Origin of the sequence: Psychrobacter raelei (assembly GCF_022631235.3) — a bacterium.
GTDB lineage: Bacteria > Pseudomonadota > Gammaproteobacteria > Pseudomonadales > Moraxellaceae > Psychrobacter > Psychrobacter raelei.
In genome coordinates, this window is record NZ_CP093310.2 from 2,608,262 (window position 1) to 2,633,001 (window position 24,740).

At 44.5% G+C, this 24,740-nt stretch carries 20 protein-coding genes; 15 read left to right on the plus strand and 5 right to left on the minus strand.

All coding sequences use genetic code 11. From position 1 onward, the window contains the following. Window positions 1–81: 81 nt before the first annotated feature. Complete coding sequence (locus tag MN210_RS10930) at window positions 82–594, minus strand: SMI1/KNR4 family protein (protein WP_241878564.1); 513 nt, start codon at window positions 592–594, stop codon at window positions 82–84. 350 nt (window positions 595–944) lie between these two features. Between MN210_RS10930 and MN210_RS10935 the strand changes: the two genes are divergently transcribed. The 5 genes from MN210_RS10935 (at window position 945) to gorA (ending at window position 5,855) form a co-directional block, all read left to right on the plus strand. Further along, on the plus strand, window positions 945–1,577 hold the full coding sequence (locus MN210_RS10935; RefSeq protein WP_338412212.1) for a nitroreductase family protein: 633 nt from the start codon (window positions 945–947) through the stop codon (window positions 1,575–1,577). A gap of 246 nt (window positions 1,578–1,823) precedes the next feature. Then, entirely contained in the window at window positions 1,824–2,798 is a 975-nt protein-coding gene (locus MN210_RS10940; protein WP_338412213.1) for a DUF368 domain-containing protein, read from the plus strand. Between the two features lie 238 nt (window positions 2,799–3,036). After that, complete coding sequence (locus MN210_RS10945; RefSeq protein WP_241878566.1) at window positions 3,037–3,825, plus strand: threonine/serine exporter family protein; 789 nt, start codon at window positions 3,037–3,039, stop codon at window positions 3,823–3,825. 1 nt (window position 3,826) lies between these two features. After that, entirely contained in the window at window positions 3,827–4,279 is a 453-nt protein-coding gene (locus tag MN210_RS10950; RefSeq protein WP_011961217.1) for a threonine/serine exporter family protein, read from the plus strand. A 220-nt stretch (window positions 4,280–4,499) separates the two neighbouring features. After that, window positions 4,500–5,855, plus strand: a complete 1,356-nt coding sequence (gene gorA, locus MN210_RS10955) for a glutathione-disulfide reductase (RefSeq protein ID WP_110816996.1) — start codon at window positions 4,500–4,502, stop codon at window positions 5,853–5,855. Window positions 5,856–5,981: 126 nt separating this feature from the next. Here gorA and smpB read toward each other — a convergent pair whose 3' ends face one another. Then, window positions 5,982–6,458, minus strand: a complete 477-nt coding sequence (gene smpB, locus MN210_RS10960; RefSeq protein ID WP_011961219.1) for an SsrA-binding protein SmpB — start codon at window positions 6,456–6,458, stop codon at window positions 5,982–5,984. 429 nt (window positions 6,459–6,887) lie between these two features. Here smpB and coaD point away from each other — a divergent pair, with 429 nt between their 5' ends. The 8 genes from coaD (at window position 6,888) to MN210_RS11000 (ending at window position 16,799) form a co-directional block, all read left to right on the plus strand. Continuing rightward, window positions 6,888–7,397, plus strand: coding sequence for a pantetheine-phosphate adenylyltransferase (gene coaD, locus MN210_RS10965; protein WP_011961220.1), 510 nt, complete (start codon window positions 6,888–6,890; stop codon window positions 7,395–7,397). Between the two features lie 104 nt (window positions 7,398–7,501). Continuing rightward, window positions 7,502–7,753 (plus strand): YfhL family 4Fe-4S dicluster ferredoxin, encoded by a 252-nt coding sequence (locus MN210_RS10970; RefSeq protein WP_011961221.1) that lies wholly within the window; start codon window positions 7,502–7,504, stop codon window positions 7,751–7,753. A 347-nt stretch (window positions 7,754–8,100) separates the two neighbouring features. After that, entirely contained in the window at window positions 8,101–10,554 is a 2,454-nt protein-coding gene (locus MN210_RS10975) for a YgiQ family radical SAM protein (protein ID WP_011961222.1), read from the plus strand. Between the two features lie 188 nt (window positions 10,555–10,742). Beyond that, window positions 10,743–11,576: a DsbC family protein gene (locus MN210_RS10980; protein WP_338412214.1), complete on the plus strand. Its 834-nt coding sequence runs from the start codon at window positions 10,743–10,745 to the stop codon at window positions 11,574–11,576. 314 nt (window positions 11,577–11,890) lie between these two features. Then, window positions 11,891–13,228: a homoserine dehydrogenase gene (locus MN210_RS10985; protein WP_110816999.1), complete on the plus strand. Its 1,338-nt coding sequence runs from the start codon at window positions 11,891–11,893 to the stop codon at window positions 13,226–13,228. A gap of 119 nt (window positions 13,229–13,347) precedes the next feature. Continuing rightward, window positions 13,348–14,529: a thiolase family protein gene (locus tag MN210_RS10990; RefSeq protein ID WP_338412215.1), complete on the plus strand. Its 1,182-nt coding sequence runs from the start codon at window positions 13,348–13,350 to the stop codon at window positions 14,527–14,529. A 478-nt stretch (window positions 14,530–15,007) separates the two neighbouring features. Further along, on the plus strand, window positions 15,008–15,856 hold the full coding sequence (locus tag MN210_RS10995; RefSeq protein ID WP_110817001.1) for a DUF2382 domain-containing protein: 849 nt from the start codon (window positions 15,008–15,010) through the stop codon (window positions 15,854–15,856). Between the two features lie 229 nt (window positions 15,857–16,085). Further along, window positions 16,086–16,799, plus strand: coding sequence for a YsnF/AvaK domain-containing protein (locus tag MN210_RS11000; protein WP_241878568.1), 714 nt, complete (start codon window positions 16,086–16,088; stop codon window positions 16,797–16,799). Window positions 16,800–17,010: 211 nt separating this feature from the next. Here the strand turns inward: MN210_RS11000 and MN210_RS11005 are convergent, their stop codons facing one another. Continuing rightward, entirely contained in the window at window positions 17,011–17,355 is a 345-nt protein-coding gene (locus tag MN210_RS11005) for a hypothetical protein (RefSeq protein ID WP_241878569.1), read from the minus strand. A 66-nt stretch (window positions 17,356–17,421) separates the two neighbouring features. Beyond that, the gene (gene secA / locus MN210_RS11010; RefSeq protein WP_011961230.1) at window positions 17,422–20,199 is read right to left on the minus strand and encodes a preprotein translocase subunit SecA; all 2,778 of its coding nucleotides are present in this window, start codon (window positions 20,197–20,199) and stop codon (window positions 17,422–17,424) included. Window positions 20,200–20,592: 393 nt separating this feature from the next. On the opposite strand from secA, the gene mutS reads away from it, so the two are divergent. Then, window positions 20,593–23,637 carry a DNA mismatch repair protein MutS gene (mutS, locus tag MN210_RS11015; RefSeq protein WP_338412216.1) on the plus strand — a complete coding sequence of 1,015 codons (3,045 nt, stop codon included), beginning with the start codon at window positions 20,593–20,595 and terminating at the stop codon, window positions 23,635–23,637. Between the two features lie 223 nt (window positions 23,638–23,860). Beyond that, entirely contained in the window at window positions 23,861–24,184 is a 324-nt protein-coding gene (fdxA, locus tag MN210_RS11020) for a ferredoxin FdxA (RefSeq protein ID WP_011961232.1), read from the plus strand. A 122-nt stretch (window positions 24,185–24,306) separates the two neighbouring features. Here the strand turns inward: fdxA and MN210_RS11025 are convergent, their stop codons facing one another. Further along, window positions 24,307–24,699 (minus strand): type IV pilin protein, encoded by a 393-nt coding sequence (locus MN210_RS11025; RefSeq protein ID WP_303623938.1) that lies wholly within the window; start codon window positions 24,697–24,699, stop codon window positions 24,307–24,309. Window positions 24,700–24,740 lie beyond the last annotated feature (41 nt).

Below are 24,740 nucleotides of genomic sequence, written 5' to 3' on the forward strand. Positions count from 1 at the left end.
GCTAACCCACTGCTTATCATAAAAAAATACAGCAGAAAATGACTAGCACATCTAGGAGGGTTAGCTATAAGGAATAAAACCTTATAGTCTATCTAGATAATCCCAATTTGAATAATCAAACTCTTTTATTTTAACTAATAAATCTTCTAACCAATCTGTTAAAGAATTGAATATGACCTTCACTTCATCATCCCAACCATCTTGGATAACTATTTGACCAAAATTCTCCTCTGAAATATCAATACAGGTAGAGTCACCCGACCCATTATCGCTAAATGGCACCCAGATTCTTCGCCATCTATGTTGCTCGATGTCCCCTGTATCTAGCTGTCCACTCAACTCATCATACCATTCAATTATGTCTGCTATTGGCATCAAAATTTCATGTGTCTCAACATGAAAAGCCACATAAGGCGACCGATTTTGCCCATTATGCCACTTATAAAATATCTTAAATTCCTCAGGAAGCTTATTGCCCACAAGCGTTTCTAATGCTTCAAAATCAGACTCTGTCGCAGGTGGATTTAGTGTCTTTGCAAACTGAGGTATTTTCTGCGCTAATACAGCCTCTATTTGTTCAATAGTTTTTTGCATAATTTTTCCTTATAAATTAAATATACCTTTGAAACTAGGATACTAGGTTTTGAGAATTTAACACTTCGAACCTATCAAATATGGTGGCTGTCTTTATCATATAATATCGTTAAATCGTCAGCTGTAAAACTAATAACGTTCGATAGCTTTATCAACTTTCTTTTTAAATATATCAAAAGTGACTCTTTGAATTGCAATCATTCACTAACAACCTAATTTAACCAGTTGTAAAATATAAAGACGTCCTCATCTATGCACTGTGTGAGATACTCACGCTTTTAAACATACACCAAGACACTTTAAAATAAAAAAGATAACACTCAATCAAACAATCAAAGATAAGGGCAACCATGTCATTACTAGACCATTTAAACTGGCGGCATGCGGTTAAAGCATTTGACCCAACCAAAAAAGTCAGCCAAGAAAACATTGATAAAATTATCGAAGCCGCCAGATTGGCACCGACCTCTTCAGGATTACAACCATTTAGATTATTGGTCATAGAAAGCCAAGAAATCAAAGACAAGCTGGTTGAGGGTGCATTCAATCCAGACTGTATGCGTGAGTGTTCGCATGTGCTTGTTTTCGCGGGTTGGCATGATTACAGTGATCAAAAGATTGATGAGATGTATGACATGACCACCGATCAGCGCGATCTACCGCAAGGCCGCTTTAGTAGCTATACCGATAAGATAAAAGAGATATATAACAATCAAAGTACCGATAAGAATTTTGAGCACATCGCGCGCCAAGCTTACATTTCTATGGGTTTTGCCTTGGCGCAAGCGGCTGAGCTTAGAGTAGATAGCTGCCCTGCTGAAGGCTTTAGCACGGATTTAGTAGACGAAGTACTTGAGCTCGATAAGCAAGGTCTCAAAAGTATTGTACTGATGTATGTCGGCGTGGCAGACCCTGAGCGTGACTGGATGGCACCGATGGCCAAAGTCCGTAACGCTGCTGAAGAGTTTGTGATTAAATACTAAGCATTTGACAGTCTGTGTGCACCAATAAAGGCCATTCTTTTAAGAATGGCCTTTTTATTGAGCGTGTTAACTGATTTTGGGGCAGAGGTTACCGTCATAATGCATTAACTTTTCATCAATAAACAAAACCTAAGCTTGGTAGATGCGGTAAAATGCAGGCTTGCTAAAATAGCGCAAACATTTATTATCCCCTGTACACACATTTATACCTCCTCTTTTTTAATCATTATCTAAAAAGGAATGTCGATGACGGCACCCAATTCACAGCGACCTTTAGAGCAATCTAATCCAGAGCTGACCACTAAAGATGGTCCAAAAGACTTAGCGACCATTTATGTCAAAGGCATGGCGATGGGCGCAGCAGACATCGTGCCGGGCGTCTCAGGCGGTACCATCGCGCTTATTGCCGGTATTTATGAGCGTTTAATCAATGCACTGGGCAGCATTGGCCCAAACTTATGGCAAGTGTTTCGTCAGCATGGCGGCATTAATGGGCTGCTTGCAGTCTGGCGACAAGTAGATGCGACTTTTTTATTGACGCTAATCCTAGGCATTGCCACCAGCTTCGCCACATTGGCCGGTATGATTAAGTATCTATTAGAAAATCAGCCGCTCTATATTTGGTCTTTTTTCTTCGGTCTTGTGGTCGCCACCGTGCTGATTTTATTAACAGAGATTCAGCGGTGGACGCTATCTCGAGCTGTGTTATTTGCCGCAGGTATTGCCGCCGCTGTAGTAATTAGTAGCTTACCTATAATGGCCACGGAGCCAAGCCTGCCTTATTTGTTTGTTGCTGGGGCTATAGCTATTTGTGCCATGATATTACCTGGCATTTCAGGCTCATTTATACTGCTGTTGATGGGGGTCTACGACACGGTGCTTGAAGCCGTGCACACCCTAAACTTTAGTGTTATTTTTACCCTTATGGCCGGCATGGCCACCGGTTTACTGCTATTTACCCGAGCGCTAAAGTGGCTATTGGCCAATTACTATCAAGGTACCTTGGCTTTATTAACTGGGTTTATCGCCGGCTCTTTGGTCAAGGTGTGGCCGTGGAAAGTAGATGCTTTGGGCACCTTAAACAGTGATGCCATTATCAATGTGGCGCCTTGGAATTATCCCACAGGTGCGCAGTGGCTAGTCACTATTGGCCTTATGCTACTAGGCGCCGTATTAGTCACCGCCCTATCAGTATGGGGCAAAAAGAGCAAAGCGGCGTAACACGAATCAACCCTGTAAGCTGGCTATAATAAGTGGCAAAATAAGTTCTAAAACGATTTAACCTTACCCATTAATAGGCTATCCTAAATAAATCCATTTATCTGGCATAGCCTTTTTTACGACTCAATTCAGCCAAGCGTAATGGGCTTAAGTTTAATTAATATAAGATAAGTTAGTCTAAGATCAGCTTATTTAACTGCTCATTTTCATCTTATCAACCGAGCGTATCGATTATTATATGACGCCTATCACCTACGCCCAGCAACAGCTCATTACCCGCTTATGCGTGCGCTGTGGATTACTGTTGATGCAATACGGGGCAGAGTCAGCCGTGGTGGTTGACCTCTCCAAGCGCCTTGGTCTAGCGCTTGGTATGGACAGTGTCGAGTGTGCGTTAAGCTTTAATGCACTGACCCTAACCACCATCTTTAATGAGCGCTGCATCACCACCACCCGCGATACGATTAATCAAAGTATCAACGTCAACTTATTGGTACAAATTCAGCAGATTGTGAATAAGACCGAGGCCACTGAGTGCAGCGGCGACTTGGTGATTACCACCTCTCAAGCTTTTGATGAGCTTGATAGAACCGTGTATCCCAGCTGGCTGGTGGCTCTCTTCGTCGGCAGCTCTTGTGCTACCTTTGCCGCTTTGCATGGTGACAGCAGCTCTATTGTTGCGGTCACTTTTATAGCCGGCATGGTGGCGATGCTCACCCGTATTTTTTTATCCAAACACCACTTTAATCCTTTTATCACCGTCATTATTACCGCCTTTATTGCCTCACTTATTGGCGCCACCACCTATTATTTTGATATCGGTAATAATGCGGATATTGCGGTGGCCTCCAGTGTGCTACTGTTGGTACCAAGCTTTCCTTTAATCAACTCGTTATCAGATATCTTAAAGGGCTATGTCAATATTGGTATTGGCCGTGCTGTCTTCACTTATATGCTTAGCTTATCGGCCTGTGTGGGCATTGTGATTGCGCTGGTCTTACTGCAAATTCGGCATTGGGGGTTTTGATATGTGGCTATTAAAAACGGTCCTCCTCTCTTGCATCATCACCCTAGGCTGGACCTTGATGTTTACTGTGCCTAAGCGCTATATTTTGCCCTGCTTGCTGATGACTGGCTTTGGGTTTGGGTTAAAAACAGCACTGGAGCATTACCATCTACCTTTGCCAGTGGCCAGCTTTTTTGGAGCCATGCTATCGAGCTTTTTGGGGGTTTATTTTTCCAAAAAATACACCTTACCGCCCAAGGCTCTCATCTCACCCAGTGTCATCTGTATGATGCCTGGTATTCCAGCGTATAAGGCGATGGTAAGTATGGTACAGATTGGCTATTTCGGGTTTTCAGATGCTCTATTTAGCCAGATGATGAGTTATTTTTTTGAAGCCTTATTCATCACATCAGCTTTGGTGCTGGGCTTGTCTATCCCAGGTTTACTGTTTTATCGACGCAGACCTATTGTTTAAATAAAGATTGCCCTGATTAAAGGCACTAAGCGTCAAACACTTGCCTCCCATTGACAACTTCGGTACTTTTGATGGTGATTTTTTACCTTTAAAGGTATTGATTTAGTTAAACATAAGCGGTTTGGATAAAAATCAACGCCAATAACCGTTACAATTATCCGCATCTTGTAAAGTGTTAGTACTGTTAAATTAATACACACCAATAAAAAAAGGATCCGTTATGAGTAGACATTACGACTATATCGCTATTGGGGGCGGTAGCGGCGGTATCGCCTCTATTAACCGCGCGGCCATGTATGGCAAAAAATGCGCCATTATTGAAGCCAATCACTTAGGCGGCACCTGTGTAAACTTAGGCTGCGTTCCAAAAAAAGTGATGTGGTATGGTGCCCAAGTGGCCGAGGCCATGCACAAATATGCACCAGATTATGGTTTTGATGTCGAAGTAAAAGGCTTTGACTTTAATAAGCTTGTTGAGACCCGCCAAAAATATATTGCCAATATCCACCGCTCTTATGAGAATAATTTGGCCAAAAATAACGTAGAGGTCATCAATGGCTTTGCCAAATTCGTCGATAGCAAAACCGTCGAAGTCAATGGTGAGCACATTACTGCCGATCATATCTTAATTGCTACCGGCGGCCGCCCTATCTACCCAGACATTAAAGGCGCTGAGTACGGTATAGACTCTGATGGCTTCTTTGCTTTGCAACAGCTTCCTAAACGAGTGGCTGTCGTCGGCGCAGGTTATATTGCTGTTGAGATAACAGGCGTGTTGCGCAGCTTAGGGTCAGAAGTCGATTTATACGTTCGCCAGCATTCTCCTTTACGCTCTTTTGACCACAGCATCGTTAATGTCTTGCTTGAAGAGATGGCCAAAGAAGGCATCGAGTTACACACCCATACGGTGATTAAACAGATTGTTAAAAATGAAGATGGCAGTCTTACTATAGAATTAGAAGATGGTCGCACAAATACTGTAGACTGCCTAATTTGGGCGGTGGGCCGCGAGCCTGCTACCGATAAGATTAACTTGGAAGTGACTGGGGTTGAGACCAATTCTATCGGTAAAATCAAAGTTGATAAGTTCCAAAATACCAATGTGGCAGGCATTTATGCCGTTGGTGATATTATCGAAAACAGTATCGACCTAACCCCTGTGGCCATAGCTGCCGGTCGCCGCTTATCTGAACGTTTGTTTAACAATAAGCCAAATGAACATCTTGATTATAGCTTAGTGCCCACAGTGATTTTCACTCACCCCCCTATTGGCACTATTGGTATGTCTGAGATGCAGGCCATTGAGCAATATGGTGAAGACGCTATCAAATGCTACACCTCAAGCTTTACCCCGATGTATAGCGCTGTAACTCAGCACCGCCAAAAATGCACCATGAAGCTGGTGTGCTTAGGTGACGAAGAAAAAGTCATTGGCTTACATGGCATTGGCTTTGGTGTCGATGAAATGATTCAAGGTTTTGCGGTCGCTATCAAGATGGGGGCTACCAAGGCCGATTTCGATAATACGGTTGCCATCCATCCTACCGGCTCTGAAGAATTTGTGACGATGCGATAAGTCATTACTATTTTGGGCATTGGTTACTGTTTTATATTTTAAGACGGGACAGCCTACAAAAAAAGGCCACTCTATTTTAGAGTGGCCTTTTGCTATGCTCGGCAATAAATAACCCTACCAAGCACTTTAATCCAAATGCTGCTTAAAGCCGCGCTCTTTATCACGCTCCCAGTCCCTGTCTTTAAGCGTCTTACGTTTATCATGAAGCTTTTTACCCTTAGCTAGGCCAATTTTGCACTTCACCAATGAGTCTTTCCAGTAAACCTCAAGCGGCACACAAGCATAGCCTTTTTGGTTCACCGCACCGAATAAAGTATCAATCTCTTTACGATTTAGCAGGAGCTTACGAGTACGGATACTGTCAGGGTCGACATGGGTTGAGCTTGATAATAACGGCTGAATATGTGCGCCAAATAAAAACGCCTCATTACCACGGAATACGACATAAGCTTCAGTGATACTCATCTTGCCAGCACGGATGGCTTTGACTTCCCAGCCTTGTAATACCAAGCCGGCTTCATAGGTTTCTTCAATAAAATACTCATGCCGCGCTTTTTTATTAGCGGCAATCTGATTGGATGGTTTTTTGGTCTTTTTCGCCATATTATTGTCTCTTATTTAAGCCAAGCAGCGCCTTAGTGTTTAAATCATTTATACGGGCCTGCTTGTCGTACATGTCCCTACTGAGCCTTTAAGCCGCTGTTAGATAGCCATAAACCAGTGTGCTACACAGTGCTGCTCTATAAAGACTAGATAGGTCGAGCCTTTAGTATAGCAAATTTGTCCTCCACTATTTTTCGTAGCTTTGTAAGCAGCCTTTTTATCTGGGTTGTTATGCCAAAGCAATTGTCATGCTTTAATCACTAACTCCATTTTAGATAATACGGCTCTATCTTAGATAATCTGGTTGTCTGTTTTTGGCCGATTACTACAGTAAAACTAAAAAACCTTGCTTGAATAAACTTACCTCTAGGCCAAAAATTTGTTACGATAGGCGCCTCTTTAATTCATTTATCATCTAAGCTTATCATCATGAATAAACCATCATCGCTCCATACTAAAGTCGTCTATCCAGGGACCTTTGATCCGATCACCAATGGTCATCGTGATCTGGTTAAACGCGCCGTTAAGCTATTTGATGAGGTGGTAATCGCCGTTGCTTTAGGCCATCATAAAAAACCCATGTTCAGCTTTGAAGAGCGTGTTGAGTTGGTCGAATCGGTATTTGAGGATTTGCCACAAGTATCTGTGGTAGGGTTTGAGGGATTATTGGTTGAGTTCATGCGTGAGCAACAGGCGACCGCTGTCCTGCGTGGTCTACGCGCCATGTCTGATTTTGAGTACGAGTTTCAATTGGCCAATATGAACCGAGAGCTTGATGAGAACTTTGAGGCCGTATTTTTGACCCCTGCCCCTGAGTACTCGTTTATCTCATCAACGATGATCCGCGAGATTGCCAAGTTAAATGGCGATGTGGATAAATTTGTTCCTGTTTGTGTTCAAAAAGCATTTGATAATAAGCGCGCTAATAACTGGCAATAGCTTTCCCTATTTATCCCCTTACACCCCCTATATCTTCAATACGTCCTATGAACCGTCTTTTTGGGCGGTTTGTTAATTTTTTGACTTAGATTTGGAGCAGCATAATGGCTTTAATGATTACTGATGAATGCATTAACTGCGATGTTTGCGAGCCAGTTTGTCCCAATGACGCCATTTATGAAGGCGAAGAGATTTATGAAATTAATCCTGATCTGTGTACCGAGTGCGTCGGCCATTTCGATGAGCCACAATGCGTTGAAATTTGCCCAATAGACTGTATCCCTAATGACCCCAATCATGTGGAATCTGAAGGGGACTTAATGGCTAAGTATAAACGGATTGTGGGTCAGAATTAACCGTCTATTCTTAAAAGATAACGCGACTTAAAGACCATAGAGCTTTAATCTTCGGATGCGGGCTCTTTTTTATTGGCTATACCTATTGCATCCATCACAATGCCATATCAAGTTATGCTTTTATCACAACCTGAAGCAGATTCATGTTAAAATGAGCCCAATTCTATAAGCGCTTTTTTAAGCCGTTTACTGTACCCCTTATAATCCCTCAGTTTTATCACTATATTTTTTGACTACTACCCTCTTTTGACGTTGATTTATCGATCCCTATCGGTTTATTCCGAGAGCTAAACGATACAAAACAAACCCAAAGATTAAGTCTATAAATCATTATTTAGGTCATTACCATGTCTGCTGAAACCATCGCCCGCACCGCTTTTAAACAAGGTATTACACCTTTATACGACTATGATAAGCACTGGGCCAGTTGCTATGAGCCTGCCCCCTTCCTACCCATGAGCCGTGCCGAGATGGACGAGCTGGGCTGGGATGCTTGTGATGTGATCATCATCTCAGGTGATGCTTATGTCGATCATCCAAGCTTTGGCATGGCGATTATTGGCCGCTTGTTAGAAGCGCAAGGCTTTCGTGTGGGCATCATTGCACAGCCTGATTGGACCAGCAAAGATGCCTTTATGGCGCTTGGCAAGCCAGTTTATGCTTATGGTGTAACTGCTGGCAATATGGACAGCATGATTAACCGCTATACCGCCGATCGCCGTATTCGCAGTGATGATGCTTATTCACCGGACAATGCACCAGACAAACGCCCTGATCGCGCGGCCATTGTTTATAGCCAGCGCTGCCGCGAGGCTTATCCTGATGTGCCGATTATTTTGGGTGGTATTGAGGGCAGTTTGCGCCGTATTGCCCATTACGATTATTGGTCAGATAAAGTGCGCCGCAGTGTGCTACTAGACAGCCGCGCTGATGTGCTGCTATACGGTAATGCTGAGCGTGCCATTGTCGATATCGTGCATGGTCTGTCAAAGGGTTATACCTTCGAGCAGATGAGTGATTTACGAGGGACGGCTTATCTATTGACGCCATCACGCCGCCACTGGAAAGCGGACATGATTGAGGTGGCCAGTAATGATGTGGATACCATTGGCCGTGTCGACCCCATTATCAACCCTTATGTGATGACTGAGGATTTAGACAGCTGCTCGATTGAAAAAGAAAAAGGCAACTCTGAGCGTAAGGTGAATGAAAGCCTATCCTCAATGGAACGTCAATACAAAGGCTTTGTCGCTGAAAAAGTGGATAACAAAGTCCTAAATGCCGATCAGGTTAATGAAGATGTACAAGTCGTTAAAATGGTCGGTCTTGAAGCAGATAAGCCAAAAACTGCCCGTAAGCACAAACTAAAGCTGCCACCACGCGAAAAGACGGTGATTCGCCTGCCCGATTATGAGCAAGTAAAATCAGATCCAGTGTTGTATGCCCATGCCAACCGCATTCTGCATTTAGAGACCAACCCAGGTAACGCCCGCGCCTTAGTACAGCGTCATGGCACCGGCGGTGGCAATTCAAGAACCGACATTGATGTGTGGTTAAACCCGCCACCGATTCCCTTATCTATGGAGGAGATGGATTACGTCTTTGATTTGCCTTATGCGCGTGTGCCACATCCCAGCTATGGTAAAGCACGTATTCCAGCTTTTGACATGATTAAGTTTTCGGTCAATATCATGCGTGGCTGCTTTGGTGGCTGTACTTTTTGTTCTATTACTGAGCACGAAGGTCGTATTATTCAGAACCGCTCTGAAGAGTCGATTTTACGTGAAGTGGAAGCCATTCGTGATACCGCGCCTAATTTTACCGGCGTGATTTCAGATTTAGGTGGCCCAACTGCCAATATGTACCGACTCAGCTGTAAAGATGAGGCCATCGAGAAGAACTGCCGTAAACCTTCTTGTGTGTACCCTGATATTTGTGACAACTTATTGACCGATCACAGCAACTTAACCAAGCTGTATCGTAAGGCTCGTGATATCAAGGGCATTAAGAAGATTCTCATCGCTTCAGGTCTACGCTACGATTTGGCGGTCAAAGACCCTGAATACGTCAAAGAACTGGTCACCCACCACGTCGGTGGTTATCTAAAAATTGCTCCTGAGCATTCTGAAACCAACGTTTTATCGAAGATGATGAAGCCGGGTATGGGCTCCTACGACACCTTCAAACAAATGTTTGAGCAGTACAGTCAGGAGGCCGGTAAAGAGCAGTATTTAATCCCCTATTTCATCGCCGCGCACCCTGGCACAACGGATGAAGACATGATGAATTTGGCATTGTGGCTCAAGCGCAATGACTTTAGAACCGACCAAGTTCAGGCTTTCTACCCAAGCCCTATGGCAACGGCGACCACCATGTATCACACTCACAAAGACCCGCTGCATAAAGTGACTCGTGAAGGCGGTGATGTGGATATCGTTAAATCTGGCAAGCAGCGCAAATTGCACAAGGCCTTTTTACGTTATCATGATCCAAAAAACTGGGCAATGCTACGCGCAGCCTTAAAACGTATGGGCCGCGAGGACTTAATTGGTACCGCTCGTCATTGCTTGATTCCACCGTTTAACTCACGCTTAGAGGGCAAAGACAGCCAAGACACTTATCAATCGGCCCGTAAAAAGAACAGCCGTGTGGGCTCAGACTCCATCAAGCGCTCAAATGCTAATAAGCGCAGTACCGGCGCCGCCACTGCAGGCAAGCTGGGCCGAAATCCAAGCAAACAGGTCAAAAAAGGCAACTTTCAAACCCAGCATACCGGATTGCCGCCACGCGCGACCAAATAGGCAGACCAAAGTCTGAGTTTTAGACGGGCTATTTTTAGCAAAGTAATCGGCGTTTTTACCCAATAATTGCCTCACTGTTAACCGCAGTGGGGCTTTTGTTTATCTCAATTCTATCACCGATATAATATGCTAAACTGAGCGCTGCTTGTTAACTTCATTTGAGCATTACCCGCTAAGAGACACCTGTTATGACCCCTTTATTTCACCAAAACTTATTAAAAAAATCACCCGCTTTCACCAAAGCGTCATTGATAGCATTGGCCATCGCCGTTGCTGGCTGTAACAGCAACAGCACTGAAGCTAGAAACGAGCCGAGCAAGACGCCCACGAGCGCCAAGCAAAATACCAGTGCCAGTTCTGACTCTGATCCGAAGGTAGTGGCCGCGTTAGAAGCCAACTTTAAGGCCTCAGGTTTTGAGCAAAAAATCATCTCGGCCATCCCCACCTCAATGGACAATATTTATTGGGTGACTGCCGAGGGCATGCCCGCCTTTTTTAGTGATAAAGAAGGTAGGCACATCATTCAAGGTCAGATTGTCGAGATTGGTCAAGCGCATCCGATTGATATCAGTGCCGACTTGATAGCACAGAGCGCCAAGCAAAAACTGGCAGCCGTGGATAAAAAAGAGATGATTATTTATCCGGCCAAAGGCGCCACCAAAGCTGTAGTCTATGTCTTTACCGATGCCGACTGCCCTTATTGCACCAAATTGCATTCTGAAATGAGTGATATCAATGCCCAAGGGATAGAGGTGCGTTATCTTGCTTGGCCACGCAGTGATGCCAGTATTCCAAAAATGGAAGCCATCTGGTGTAGCAGTGACCGTATGCAGGCCATGGACGACGCCAAAGCCGGTAAGCCATTATCCTCGCCTAAGTGTGATAACCCTGTTCGTTCACACATTGAGCTGGGTATGAGCTTAGGCGTGAGTGGCACACCTGCTATCTTTACCGAATCTGGTCATCAAATTGGCGGCTATTTGCCTGCCAAAGAGCTGGCCGCCGCCGCCCTTGCTCACTAAGATTCTAATAACAGATAAAGGCTGTGCTCAAGTCAGTATCTGATGCTTTGTCTAGTCGATAAGTTAACACTTTATTCACCTAGCATTGGCTGCTAATATAAATGTCGTTTAGGGAAAAATGTTCAAGCAAATGCAGTGGGTTTGTGAAATTTAGGCATAAGTTTGTGCACTATTTAGTTTTTTAAAACAATAGTATTATAAGCCCTGATAGTAATACACTATGATGCATAAGAGGCGTACATACGGCGCTGTATCACGCGCTCTGCAAGCTTGAACAATCGATAATAACGTTGGATAACACTACTGAGGATACCGTGAGTAAATCAATTAAATTGGCTATATTAGGGCTGGGCACTGTAGGTACAGGTGTCTTAGACCTACTTCAAGATAACTTATCAGAGCTAAAGAGGCGCAGTGGTCACGACATTGTTATTACCCAAGTCGGTACCCGCCGTCAGCGTGATGACATTGATCCCAGTATTAAGCAACAAAGTGACTTAATGGCCATTGCCCAAAGCGACGATGTGGATATTATTGTTGAGGTAATTGGTGGCCAAACCGTAGCCAAAGAGGTGATTATCCACGCCATAAAAAATGGCAAACATGTGGTTACTGCTAACAAGGCGCTACTGGCCGAACATGGTAATGAGATTTTTGACCTCGCTGATAAGCACAACGTCCATGTGGCTTATGAAGCAGCTGTGGCAGGCGGTATTCCTATTATTAAAGTGCTGCGTGAAGCTTTAGCGGCCAATAAAGTAGATTGGCTCACCGGTATTATTAATGGTACCGGCAACTTTATTATGTCAGAGATGCGCGACAAAGGCCGCACCTTTGAAGATGTGTTAGCAGAAGCCCAAGCGCTGGGGTATGCTGAGGCAGATCCTACCTTTGATGTCGAGGGTATTGATGCGGCGCATAAATTAGCGCTACTGGCCTCAATTGCCTTTGGTATCCCCTTACAATTTGATAAAGTTTACTGTGAAGGCATTACCGCTATCACTTTGCAGGATGTCACATACGCTGAAGAGTTGGGCTATCGTATCAAGCACTTAGGCTTTGCGGTACGTCGTTATGATGGGCAAGACCCTCAATCGGTTAGCAAAAAAGTAACCGGTATTGAGCTGCGCGTCCATCCGACCCTTATCCCACAAGATAAGCTGTTGGCCAATGTTAATGGTGTAAAAAACGCGGTACTGGTCAACTCGCATCCTTTAGGTCAGACTCTATACTATGGCGATGGCGCAGGTGCCGGAGCCACTGCGTCTGCGGTCATGGCCGATGTGATGGATTTAATTCGGGTATTGACCGTAAAAAATGGCCATCATGTACCGCACTTAGCCTTTATGCCCAACCAATTATCAGACACACCCATCTTGCCTGCTGAGCAGATGGTAACCGGCTATTACTTACGTTTGCAGGCCACCGATACCCCAGGTGTACTGGCTGACGTGACTCGTATCTTAAGTGATGCCGGCATTAACATTGATGCCATTTTACAAAAACCGGCACATCAAAAAGGACAGGTGCCTATCATCATTTTAACGCTACCGGTTATTGAAAGTCAGATGAATGTCGCCATTAAGAAGATTGAAGCCTTGCAAGCGATTACATCAGATGTGGTACGTATTCGCTTAAATGAGCTGGACTAAAAAACTTAGACTAAAAGGGTTAGACTAAGACATTAACAGAAGCAAATTAAGTGATCGATTTGGCCAAGCTATCAAGTCGCTTGGCTCTTAAATAAATAATATTAATTAAGGATAATACTATGTCATCAGATTCAATCGTTATTGTTAGTGGCGCCCGTACCCCAATGGGTGGTTTCCAAGGTGACCTTACTGGCGCAACTTCTCCGCAGTTAGGTGCAGCTGCTATTAAAGCTGCTGTAGAGCGCTCGGGTGTAAAGGCTGAAGAAATCGACGAAGTTATCATGGGCTGTATCTTAACCGCAGGCGTAGGCCAAGGCCCTGCTCGCCAAGCCATGCGTAATGCAGGTATCCCTGATAGCACTGGCGCTGTGACCATTAACAAGCTATGCGGTTCAGGTCTAAAAGCAGTGATGCAGGCGCATGATGCTATTAAAGCAGGCAGTGCTGAGATTATCGTGGCAGGCGGCATGGAATCTATGACCAATGCGCCTTATATTCTGCCAGGTGCACGTGACGGCTACCGCATGGGTCACAAAGAAGTCAAAGACCATATGTTCTTAGATGGCCTAGAAGATGCCGATACCGGTAAATTGATGGGTCAATTTGCTCAAGAGATGGCCGATGAAAAAGGCTATACTCGTGAGCAAATGGATAACTTCGCTATTGAGTCATTAAACCGTGCGCTGACAGCCATCAAAGAAGGTCACTTTAAAGATGAAATCACGCCCGTTACTGTAAAAACGCGTAAAGGCGAAGTGGTTATCGAGACCGATGAGCAGCCTGCTAAAGCCAATGCTGAGCGTATCCCTACCCTACGTCCAGCCTTCGCAAAAGAGGGGACCATCACCGCCGCTAATGCCAGCTCAATCTCTGATGGTGCTGCTGCGGTTGTGGTGACCTCTGAACAAGTAGCCCAGGACAAAGGCTTAAATATTGAAGCGCGTATCATCTCTACCGCTACCAACTCGCTGCACCCTAGCAAATTCACCATTGCCCCTATTGGTGCAATCGAAAAACTGCTACAAAAAGCAGGTTGGTCAGTAGAAGATGTGGATCTGTGGGAGATCAATGAAGCCTTTGCTATGGTGACCATGGCGGCAATGGATGAGCTAAATATTCCTCATGCCAAAGTCAACGTTGAAGGCGGTGCATGTGCCCTAGGTCATCCAGTGGGCTGTTCGGGTGCCCGTATCTTGGTTACTCTAATCAACTCATTGAAGCGCACCGGCGGCAAAAAAGGCGTTGCCTCATTATGTATCGGTGGCGGTGAAGCCGTTGCTGTCGCCATTGAACTTGCTTAGAGCCATTCGGCCAAGTTAGGCCAAAATCTATTTATAAAAATTCTTAAACAGAGCCTCCAAATTTGGAGGCTCTTTTTTTTATCACACCGTAGCAACATTTATCCTACTTATCTTATCGGTTTGTAAAGCTAGACCCAAGCTATGTTATTGCGCTTACAGCAACTTACAGCGCTTTACGCAACTTAATACAGTGATACTCGTTTACTATATAAAGTCCCAAATTCAGTTGTTAATCTATAAATCAAGTCATCGACACAGCTTAAAGAATAGTTAAACAAAAATTTATATCACCTGTTTGACATTTTATAAGAACACTAAATTGAAGATTTAATTTTAGACAATAAAATACAACTTCAATCTAAAACGCCTTACTGAGTACTGTCAATGATTTTGGTAATGACTACCGTGCGAGAAATTAACTTTAGCAATAAATCCTTGATGGATTTTCAATTTAAATAATAAGACAGGGAAAACTATAATGAGCCAACTAATTCGTTTAAAAGACATCCAATCAACTCACCGTGATATTATTGGTGATGACTACTATGATCCAACTGGCAAAGCTGCTTATGGTGCTGGTGAAGAAAAAATCGGTAAAATTGAAGGCGCTTTAGTTGAAGATATCACTGGCCGTATCCGTTATTTAATCGTAGATGTGGGTGGCTGGTTTAGCTCAAAAGAAGTTTTAGTTCCTGCAGGTCTTGCCCGTATTGTTGGTGATGATGTGTTCTTTGACTCTTTAACTAAGTCTCAAGTAGAAGCCATGGAAGAGTATGACCATGACTATCAGTACAGCTATAAAGAGCAAGCGAACAAAGACCGCGCCGCCTTTGTTGCTGACACTGTACCTGCCGCTGAGCGTGTAGATATCAAAGAAGATTACTACAATGCACCAAACACTTTAGAGCTATTAGAAGAGCGTCTAACAGTTAACAAAGATCGCATCGTAGCCGGCTTGGTAAAAGTAGGCAAACATGTGGTTACAGAGAACCGTGCTGTAGATGTAGAGCTTGAAGAAGAGCATGCCCATATTGAGCGTACTGAAGTTAACCGTCCTACCACTCGCCGTATCGGTGATGATGCCGGTGCTGACTCAGTAGAAGTTGAGCTAGAAGCTGAGCGTGCTAATGTAAACAAAGAAACTTATGTTACTGAAGAAGTGAACGTAGGCAAAACTACTGAGCGTCACACAGAGACTATCAATGAAACTATCCAGCGCGAAGAGCTAGATATTGACCGTGATGGTAACATTGTCGACCGTGAAGGTAACATTGTAGAGCGTGATGACCTAACTGCTGATGATGTACGCGCTGCTCGTGGCAAATAAGCCCAAAGCCTTCTTATCTGCCCTAGCATAATATTAGTAAATTAGTTTTTACGATAATGAAAGCAGATAGGTACAAGCAATGACGTAAAAAGCCAGGGCAATGCTCTGGCTTTTTTAACGTCTAAAGCTTAGTTATACCTTGCCATTAGTTAAATGGCCATAGCGGCTAATCATATCAATAACATTCCCATCTTCAGATACCCATCCCTAATCATTATAGGAAATCATCATGAGCGATTTTAATTCAGACAATCAAAACAAAACCGACCCTTTTGTCAATCCCAATACACCACAGACCCAAAACCATTTAGACACAAGCATAGGTACAAACATAGGTACAAGCATAGACAAAGCAGATAGCATAAATGGCTTGCCTGACAAAGCTGCCCCACGTCAAGGCGTCACTGACTTATCACATGAGGATAACCTACAAAGCCATAGTTCAGCTAATCCTAATGGGCAACGCACTGTGGTAGGCAGCTTAGAGCTATTAGAAGAAAGAGCAGTAGTAGATAAAGAGCGCTTGGATATTGGTAAAGTCAAAGTCCGCAAAGAAGTGCGTAGAAAGACGGTGAATGTGCCCATTGAGCTCATGGAGGAAATCTTAGTTATTGAAACTGACTATTATGATGCCGACTCAAGAGCATTTTTGACCAATGAGGTGAGCGATGAGGACATAGTGCGTCACATCGAGCCTACCTTAGACAGTCAGCCTAGCATTATGGTCAATGGCAATCAGGTTTTATTAGATAGTAATGAGCCGTTAGAGATCGTGATCTCACGCCAAGTGGCACTCATCAAAAAAGAGACTCATGCGGTGCAAGATGTGCGTATCGAAAAATCGACTCATTTGCATCAAGATACCTTTGAGGTGGAGCTTAAGCATGAAGAGCTTGATGTGCAAGAAGAAGGCTTTTTTGAACATGAGCGCCGCAAACGCTAACGTCCTGCAAGTCCAATATAAACTGATGAGATTTTGCGTCAATAATTCACAATGATTGGCTTTATTTGACTTAGAATTTTTACTTTAATAAAAAAAATAGCCGATACAAGTATCGGCTATTTTTTTAATGCTAGGTTATATAAATAGTGAGCATCTTAATACGATAGCGTTTTAATACGACAGTAAGCCACTAACCTCTTATTGAGCCCTCTTATTGGGCAGGGGCTGTCTCAGTAGTTTCAGCTGCAGCCTCTGACTGAGTATCTACATCAGCTGGTGCTGGAGTTTCAGCGGTAGGTGCGGCGTCCACGTCTGTTGCCGCCACATCGGCTGCGGCCTCATCTGCATTGGCAGAGCGCGCATCTACGTCATCTAAATCGTCGGCTACGATGGCAGGATCATTGCCTTCTGCCGGCTCAGCTGACATGGCTACTTCTGCCTCTTCATCTTGTGCAGGGGCTGGTTGCTCTTGCTTTTGACAAGCCGTTAACCCCAGTACTGCTGTAAGTGCCGCTATCCATACGGTTAGTTTTAATGATTTATTATTTATAGTCATAGTTTTATCCTCACCGTCTACAAAATTACGGTCTAGTTATGTCGGGAGTTTATACACGAAAAATTATTAAATTTTTCCGTGGCACTGCTTATAGCGTAAGCCAGAACCACAAGGACAGGGGGCATTACGGCTAATATTCATATTTGCGTACGGGTTATTACCATTGGCAGCAGCAGGTGCCTTAGTTGCAGTTGCCTGTTGTTCAGCCGCTAAGTTGCGCGCTTCAACATCAGGGTCACTATGACGTTCACCGGTTAGGCTGTCCACCTCATCGTGTTCAAACATCATCTGTTGGCGCTCAGCTTGAGCCAAACGCTCCGCTTCCATCGCCTCAAGCTCCTCACGGGTTGGGATATGCACGCGTGATAAGTCTTGTACTGTGTCTGACTTGATGGCACCTAGCATCATCTGGAACAGCTCAAACGACTCACGTTTGTACTCTTGTTGTGGGTCTTTTTGTGCATAACCACGCAAATGAATACCTTTACGCAGCTGATCCATCTGCGTTAAATGCTCTTTCCAGTGACGATCTAGGCTTTGTAGCATAAAATGACGCTCAAGCTGGGCGGCATTTTCTGGGGTCATCAGCTCACGGCGCTCACGATAACGGGCAATAGCGGTTTGAACAATCTTCTCACGCAGCCCCTCTTCATCTAAGCGGCGGTCACTATCTAACCAGTCGTTAATTGGCATGTAGTATTTAAATTCGCTCTCAAGCTCATCTTCTAAGCCATCAATATTCCACTGATCATCAATAGATCCTGGGGGTACAAACTGGCTAATGAGCGCATCATAGACATCGCGATGCATCGCTTCGATGGCCTGTTTAAGATCGGCTTCTGCCAGCAAGTCATCACGCTGAGAGTAGATAACTTTACGTTGTTCGTTGGCGATGTCATCGTATTTTAGAAGGTTTTTACGCGCATCAAAATCTCGGCTCTCTACTTTTCCTTGAGCATTTTCGATAGAGCGAGATACCATTTTGTGTTCAATGGCTTCATCTTCTTTTAAACCCATAGCCCGCATCATATTTACCACGCGGTCGCCGGCAAAGATACGCATCAAGTCATCTTCTAGCGATAAGAAGAAGCGAGACTGGCCAGGGTCACCTTGACGACCGGCACGACCACGCAGCTGGTTATCGATACGGCGTGACTCGTGACGCTCTGAGCCAATAATATGCAACCCGCCTGCAGCCAATACTTCGTCATGCTTTTTCTGCCAGGCTGCTTTTAGACGCTGCATTTCCTCTGGGCTAACATTATCCGGATCACTAATGTGTGCCTGCCAGTTACCGCCTAAAATGATGTCTGTACCACGGCCCGCCATGTTGGTGGCGATGGTCACCGCTTTGGGGCTACCTGCCTGAGCGATAATTTCTGCTTCACGCTCATGCTGCTTAGCGTTTAGGACGTTATGCTTAATACCTTCTTGGTCAAGCAAATAAGACAGCTCTTCACTGGCTTCAATGGTCGCTGTACCGACTAACACAGGTGCGCCTTTGGCTTGAATCTCTTTAATCTCACGGATAATACCTTTGTATTTACCCAGCTTGGTCAAGAAGATCTGGTCCTCTAAGTCGATACGCGCAATTGGCTTGTGGGTAGGAATAACCACCACATCAATATCATAAGTAGATTTAAATTCTGCCGCTTCGGTATCGGCGGTACCGGTCATGCCTGATAACTTGTCGTAAAGACGGAAATAGTTCTGGAAAGTGGTGGTGGCAAGCGTTTGGTTTTCCGCTTGGATTTCAACCCCCTCTTTGGCCTCTACAGCTTGATGTAGACCATCTGACCAACGGCGACCCGGCATGGTACGACCGGTGTTTTCATCTACGATGATGACTTCACCATTATCAACAATGTAATGTACGTTTTTAATAAAGATGTGATGCGCACGAATGGCGGCTTGTACATGCGCAAGTAGAGGCAAGCGAATTGGGCTGTATAAGCTTTCATTTTCGCCAAGCTCACCCACTTCAATTAAGAAAGATTCAATTTTCTCGTAGCCTTTTTCACTAATCTCAATCTGGCGGTTTTTCTCATCGATCCAAAAGTCGCCATCTTCATTTTCTTTATTGGCTTCTTCGTCAGTTGAGCGAGTCAAACGCGGGATAATATTATTAATCAAAGCATAAGTGGCTGAAGAATCATCGGCTTGACCTGAGATGATCAGCGGCGTACGTGCCTCATCAATTAAGATAGAGTCAATTTCATCGATAATACAGTAGTTTAGTGGACGCTGTTTTTTTTCAGCCAAGCTAAACACCATATTGTCACGTAAGTAATCAAAGCCATATTCGTTGTTGGTACCATAGGTAATATCGGATTGATAGGCCGCGACTTTTTCATAAGGGGGCTGCTGAGAGTAGATAACCCCAACGGTTAGTCCCAAAAAATCAAACAAAGGACGGTTTAGTTCAGCATCACGCGCCGCTAAGTAATCGTTCACAGTAACCACGTGTACCCCTTTGCCACTAATGGCGTTGAGGTAAATGGCTAAGGTTGCCATCAAGGTTTTACCCTCACCGGTACGCATTTCTGCAATTTTGCCTTCATGAAGGGTGATACCACCGATGATTTGCACATCATAATGGCGCATACCCAGTACTCGTTTTGAGGCTTCACGACAGACCGCAAAGGCTTCAGGCAATAATGAATCTAAGCTTGCCCCCTCATCAAAACGACTTTTAAACTCTGCCGTCTTATCACGAAGCTGTGCATCTGTTAGCGCACTAATTGCCGCTTCTTGAGCATTTACCTTTGCGACAATTTGACGCATCCGCTTTAGCTCACGATCATTTTTGGTACCAATTACGCTTCCGACTATTTTTGACAACATAACTTTGTAGACCTACATATCGACTCAGTCAGACGCACATCTGCGCAGACCATAAAAAAATTTTATCTATTATATATGGTAACAGCCTTGATAGATACAAGGGTAATTGATTCTGTAATCACAAATTATTTGTTGCTTTTTAGCAAATCAGGCGTTGTATTTCTCCGCCTTAGATTTATGAGCAGAATCAATGCGGCAATAAATGCTAAAATAGAGGGTGGTTTTATCCCTCATTTACCGCATTCAAAGCGGTCACTAAATAAGCCCCCTACTTTAGATAATGCGTATCAGCTAAATGACCCACAATATAAATCATATAATAATGTAAACCGCTTGGTCTTTTAACTACGCCCCTTTTAAGCCACTTAATCTTTAAGCAAATAAGCAAAAATTATGTCTGACACCGTGCACACCACCTCACTGCTCAATATAGCTGGCGTTGAATACAATCTTGATGACCATACCCCAATGATGGTGCAATATTTAACCCTCAAGGCGCAGTATCCGCATGCGCTCTTGCTGTACCGTATGGGCGATTTTTATGAGCTTTTTTTTACCGATGCTCAGCGAGCGGCTGATATTTTAGACATTACTTTAACCCGCCGTGGCAACGATAAAGCAGGTAACAATATCGCTATGGCCGGCGTGCCCTTTCATGCTGCCGAAAGCTATATGGCACGTCTTATTGCAGCGGGTGAAACCGTGGTTATCTGTGAGCAAGTCGAGGATGCCCCTGAGCTGAATGAAGAGCTTGACACGAATAAGCCCACTGCGGCCAAAGGTATCATGCGCCGTGAAGTGGTCAAAACATTAACCGCTGGCACTCTCACCGATGATGCACTTATTGCGCCCAATCACACCCCAAGCGTTGTGGCACTTGATTTCAATTTAAAGAAAAATTGGCAACACCTAAAGAGTAGCTCAAATCAAGCGAGCCTAAACCAGATAGGTATCAGCCAGCTAGACATCAATGCCGGTACCATTCGTACGCAAACCCTGCCACTTTCTGAGGTTATTAAGCCGGCTGAGGCCAATATTGCTTATGTATCTGAGTCACAGGTGGATTATGAGGTACTGTTAAAGCAGCGTCTGCTCACCGTACTCAACAGATTTGCCCCAAGTGAAGTGATTATTCCAGAGACGTTAAGCGATGACTGGCGCCACTGGCTACAAGACAAGCTATATTGCCCAGTTATTAGTGTGGCGGCCAGCGACTTTCACCCCCAGCATGCCGGCGAAACAGTATGTCGACAGTTTAATGTACAAACCTTAGAGGGACTGGGCATCGCCGAAAGTTTGGTAGCACAAACCACCAGTGCCGCCTTAATCCATTATGCTCAGCAAACCCAGCAGCGCCACACGCCGCAGCTCACTGAACTGATTGTTGAGCGTGATGAAGACTATTTAATCATTGATGACATTAGCAGCCGCAACCTTGAGTTATTTACCCCCGTTAGTCCCACGGGTACCAGTCTATTAAGCGTGGTCAATCAGTGCCAAAGCGCCATGGGCAGACGCTTATTAATCAACCAGCTCAAGCGCCCGCTACGTCTGGCCACTCATGTTGAGTCGTTAGGCTTGCGTCTTGATGCCTGCCAGTGGCTGATACAGACACCCACCAGCGCTGAGATAACTCAGCTGCAGCAAAGCTTACACAGTATCGCTGATATTGAGCGTATCAGTAGCCGCATTGCATTACACAGCGCCAAACCCCGAGACCTGCGACGCTTAGCAGACAGTATCAGACACAGTGAGCAGCTGGCCCACACGTTACAGAGCTTAGGGCTACAGGCGGACAGTGAGGGTCTACTGCCAAGCCTGCTACAAAACTTACCACTGCAAAAAAACACTTTATTAAAAATCGCTGAACACATCGAGTCGGCTATTATAGAGGAGCCGCCGGCACATATACGTGACGGTGGCATGATTGCAGAGGGGTATGACAGTGAGTTTGATCGCCTGGTTCATCTGCATGACAATATCCAGCAAACCCTTGATGACATGGCTGATGAAGCCCGTCAAAATTATCAGCTCCCCAGCCTAAAAGTAGGCTTTAACAAAGTCAGCGGTTTTTACTTTGAATTACCCAAAGCGCAAGCGTCTACAGCGCCGGATGTTTTTATTCGCCGCCAAACCCTTAAAAACAGCGAGCGTTTTATTACTGAGCCGTTGAAGAATCTGGAGGTAGAATATCTAGACGCCCAAAGCTTAGCACTCAGCTGTGAAAAGGCGTTATATCAAGCGTTACTGGTGCGCTTAAGTGAACAACTTCAAGATTTACAACAGCTTAGCGCAGCCATCGCTCAGATTGACGTGCTGCTTAACTGGGCTGTACTTGCCAAAGATAATGACTGGGTACGCCCCACGCTTGACCCAAGTGGCAGTTATTTAGACATTCGCCAAGGCCGGCACTTAGTCGTAGAAGCCATGAGTCAGCCCAAAGCAACCCATGGCAATAGCCAACCCACCTCTGGGCCGCAGCATTTTGTGGCCAATGATTGTCAACTGGGCACGGAATCATTTAATGAGCGTCTACTACTCATCACTGGGCCAAATATGGGTGGTAAATCTACCTATATGCGCCAAACTGCCCTTATTGTGCTGCTTGCCTGCTGTGGCAGCTTCGTGCCGGCCGCCTCAGCTACCCTCGGTGACATTGATCGCATTTTTACTCGTATTGGATCAGCCGATGACTTAGCTGGTGGCAAATCTACCTTTATGGTGGAAATGATTGAGACCGCACAAATCTTAAATCTGGCCAGCCACTGCTCTTTGGTATTAATGGATGAGGTCGGCCGCGGTACGTCCACCACGGATGGTCTAGCGATTGCTCATGCCTGTGCCGTCCAGCTGTGTGAAATGGGTAGTCTCACATTATTTGCCACCCACTACTTTGAATTAACCGAGCTTAGTCAACAACGCAATCTTAGCGGTAAGCTAAGAAACGTTCATGTCGCCGCCAGTCACATCGATGGCCAGCTGTTATTACTGCACAAAATTGAGCCAGGTGCTGCCAACTCAAGCTTTGGGCTGCATGTGGCAAAGATGGCCGGTATTCCTGACAAAGTTTTAATCGCCGCCGAACGCTACTTAAGCTTACAAAAATCCCTAAACGCAGCCACCCAAGAGCGTCATCACCCCTCAATAACGCCTAGGGATAATCATGCTAATTTTGATAAAGCTTATGCTAATGACGACGATAGCCGCTACGCAGCAGATTTAAATAGCTCAGCTCTTGATTCTGTGACACAAGATAGCCTGTCAACAGCGCCTGACTTGAGCCCTCATTTATCAAGTGAATCTAAAGTGCTTAGCCCTTTAAATACTAAGGCCAAAGCGATTTTAGATACGCTAAATGACATCTATCCTGATGAGTTGACACCCAGACAAGCCTTGGACTTAATTTATGAATTAAAAAAACAAGCACGCTTGGGCTAACAGCAATTTGTGAAAAATGCATTAAAAGGGTAAAATATACCCCTAAAATAAATCTTCTCTCTTACTCCCAACTTACTTATCTTTTATAAGCAGGTATAAGTGCGATTATTTAGCCCGATACTGGCTCAAGAAGACATCACAGCTACATGGCTGTGCTACTTGCCCCCAGTCCGCCAAAATAATTGCCGATGCTTGAAGATAACTTTTATAAAGGTAGCTCGCTATGACATTTGTTGTCACTGATAATTGCATTCGCTGCAAATACACCGATTGTGTTGAAGTCTGCCCTGTGGACTGCTTTTATGAAGGGCCTAACTTCTTGGTCATTCATCCTGATGAGTGTATTGACTGCGCTTTGTGTGAGCCTGAGTGTCCTGCTAATGCCATCTTCTCAGAAGATGAAGTGCCAAAGGGTCAAGAAGAGTTTATCGAACTAAATGCTGAGCTGGCTGAAGAGTGGCCTAACATCACTGAAATGAAAGGTCAGCTGCCTGACGCTGAGAAGTGGGATGGCGTTGAGGGCAAAATTCAGTACCTAGAGCGTTAGACCCTATCCCACACTCAAGCTCTGAATTTTTTATTTTATCTGACTAAAAATTTAAAAAGCGGCCCTAGGTCGCTTTTTTTATTGACTATGTTTTACGTTCAACTGTGTATTTTATCGTCGAATTATAGATTACTGGTTTCACATTGTACGCTTTTATCTAAATTACAGATAATATGGGTGTGATCAGAGCCTGGGTTTTTAATTTTTGATTGCACGCTTGGCATCACTGCCGGTGTTACACTCGTGCCATCGTTATAAACCATAGTCTCGCAAGCTGTTTTATCACTGGCTGTATTCAATATGCGGGTCGCTTTATCAGCATCAAACTCATTCGTAGGATCATTACGCTCTAAAAATATCTGATTACTAAACGCCTTGGTCTGTGACAAACAGGCAGCTTCAGAGGTCTTTTGGGCATAGCTTTGATAGCCAGGAATGGCAATTAAAGACAACACGCCGATGATGGCCACCACTATCATCAGCTCAATTAAAGTAAATCCTTTCTGTGAAGACATTGCACTTCCTTATCGGTTTTAATATAAAATAATAATTATAA

Coding starts and splice junctions, on each gene's coding strand:
- MN210_RS11000 (WP_241878568.1), top strand. CDS start 16,086: ATGAGCGATTTTAATTCAGACAATCAAAACAAAACCGACCCTTTTGTC.
- MN210_RS10975 (WP_011961222.1), top strand. CDS start 8,101: ATGTCTGCTGAAACCATCGCCCGCACCGCTTTTAAACAAGGTATTACA.
- secA (WP_011961230.1), bottom strand. CDS start 20,199: ATGTTGTCAAAAATAGTCGGAAGCGTAATTGGTACCAAAAATGATCGT.
- MN210_RS10990 (WP_338412215.1), top strand. CDS start 13,348: ATGTCATCAGATTCAATCGTTATTGTTAGTGGCGCCCGTACCCCAATG.
- mutS (WP_338412216.1), top strand. CDS start 20,593: ATGTCTGACACCGTGCACACCACCTCACTGCTCAATATAGCTGGCGTT.
- MN210_RS10995 (WP_110817001.1), top strand. CDS start 15,008: ATGAGCCAACTAATTCGTTTAAAAGACATCCAATCAACTCACCGTGAT.
- MN210_RS10930 (WP_241878564.1), bottom strand. CDS start 594: ATGCAAAAAACTATTGAACAAATAGAGGCTGTATTAGCGCAGAAAATA.
- MN210_RS11005 (WP_241878569.1), bottom strand. CDS start 17,355: ATGACTATAAATAATAAATCATTAAAACTAACCGTATGGATAGCGGCA.
- fdxA (WP_011961232.1), top strand. CDS start 23,861: ATGACATTTGTTGTCACTGATAATTGCATTCGCTGCAAATACACCGAT.
- MN210_RS11025 (WP_303623938.1), bottom strand. CDS start 24,699: ATGTCTTCACAGAAAGGATTTACTTTAATTGAGCTGATGATAGTGGTG.
- MN210_RS10950 (WP_011961217.1), top strand. CDS start 3,827: ATGTGGCTATTAAAAACGGTCCTCCTCTCTTGCATCATCACCCTAGGC.
- MN210_RS10980 (WP_338412214.1), top strand. CDS start 10,743: ATGACCCCTTTATTTCACCAAAACTTATTAAAAAAATCACCCGCTTTC.
- MN210_RS10935 (WP_338412212.1), top strand. CDS start 945: ATGTCATTACTAGACCATTTAAACTGGCGGCATGCGGTTAAAGCATTT.
- MN210_RS10970 (WP_011961221.1), top strand. CDS start 7,502: ATGGCTTTAATGATTACTGATGAATGCATTAACTGCGATGTTTGCGAG.
- gorA (WP_110816996.1), top strand. CDS start 4,500: ATGAGTAGACATTACGACTATATCGCTATTGGGGGCGGTAGCGGCGGT.
- MN210_RS10945 (WP_241878566.1), top strand. CDS start 3,037: ATGACGCCTATCACCTACGCCCAGCAACAGCTCATTACCCGCTTATGC.
- smpB (WP_011961219.1), bottom strand. CDS start 6,458: ATGGCGAAAAAGACCAAAAAACCATCCAATCAGATTGCCGCTAATAAA.
- MN210_RS10940 (WP_338412213.1), top strand. CDS start 1,824: ATGACGGCACCCAATTCACAGCGACCTTTAGAGCAATCTAATCCAGAG.
- coaD (WP_011961220.1), top strand. CDS start 6,888: ATGAATAAACCATCATCGCTCCATACTAAAGTCGTCTATCCAGGGACC.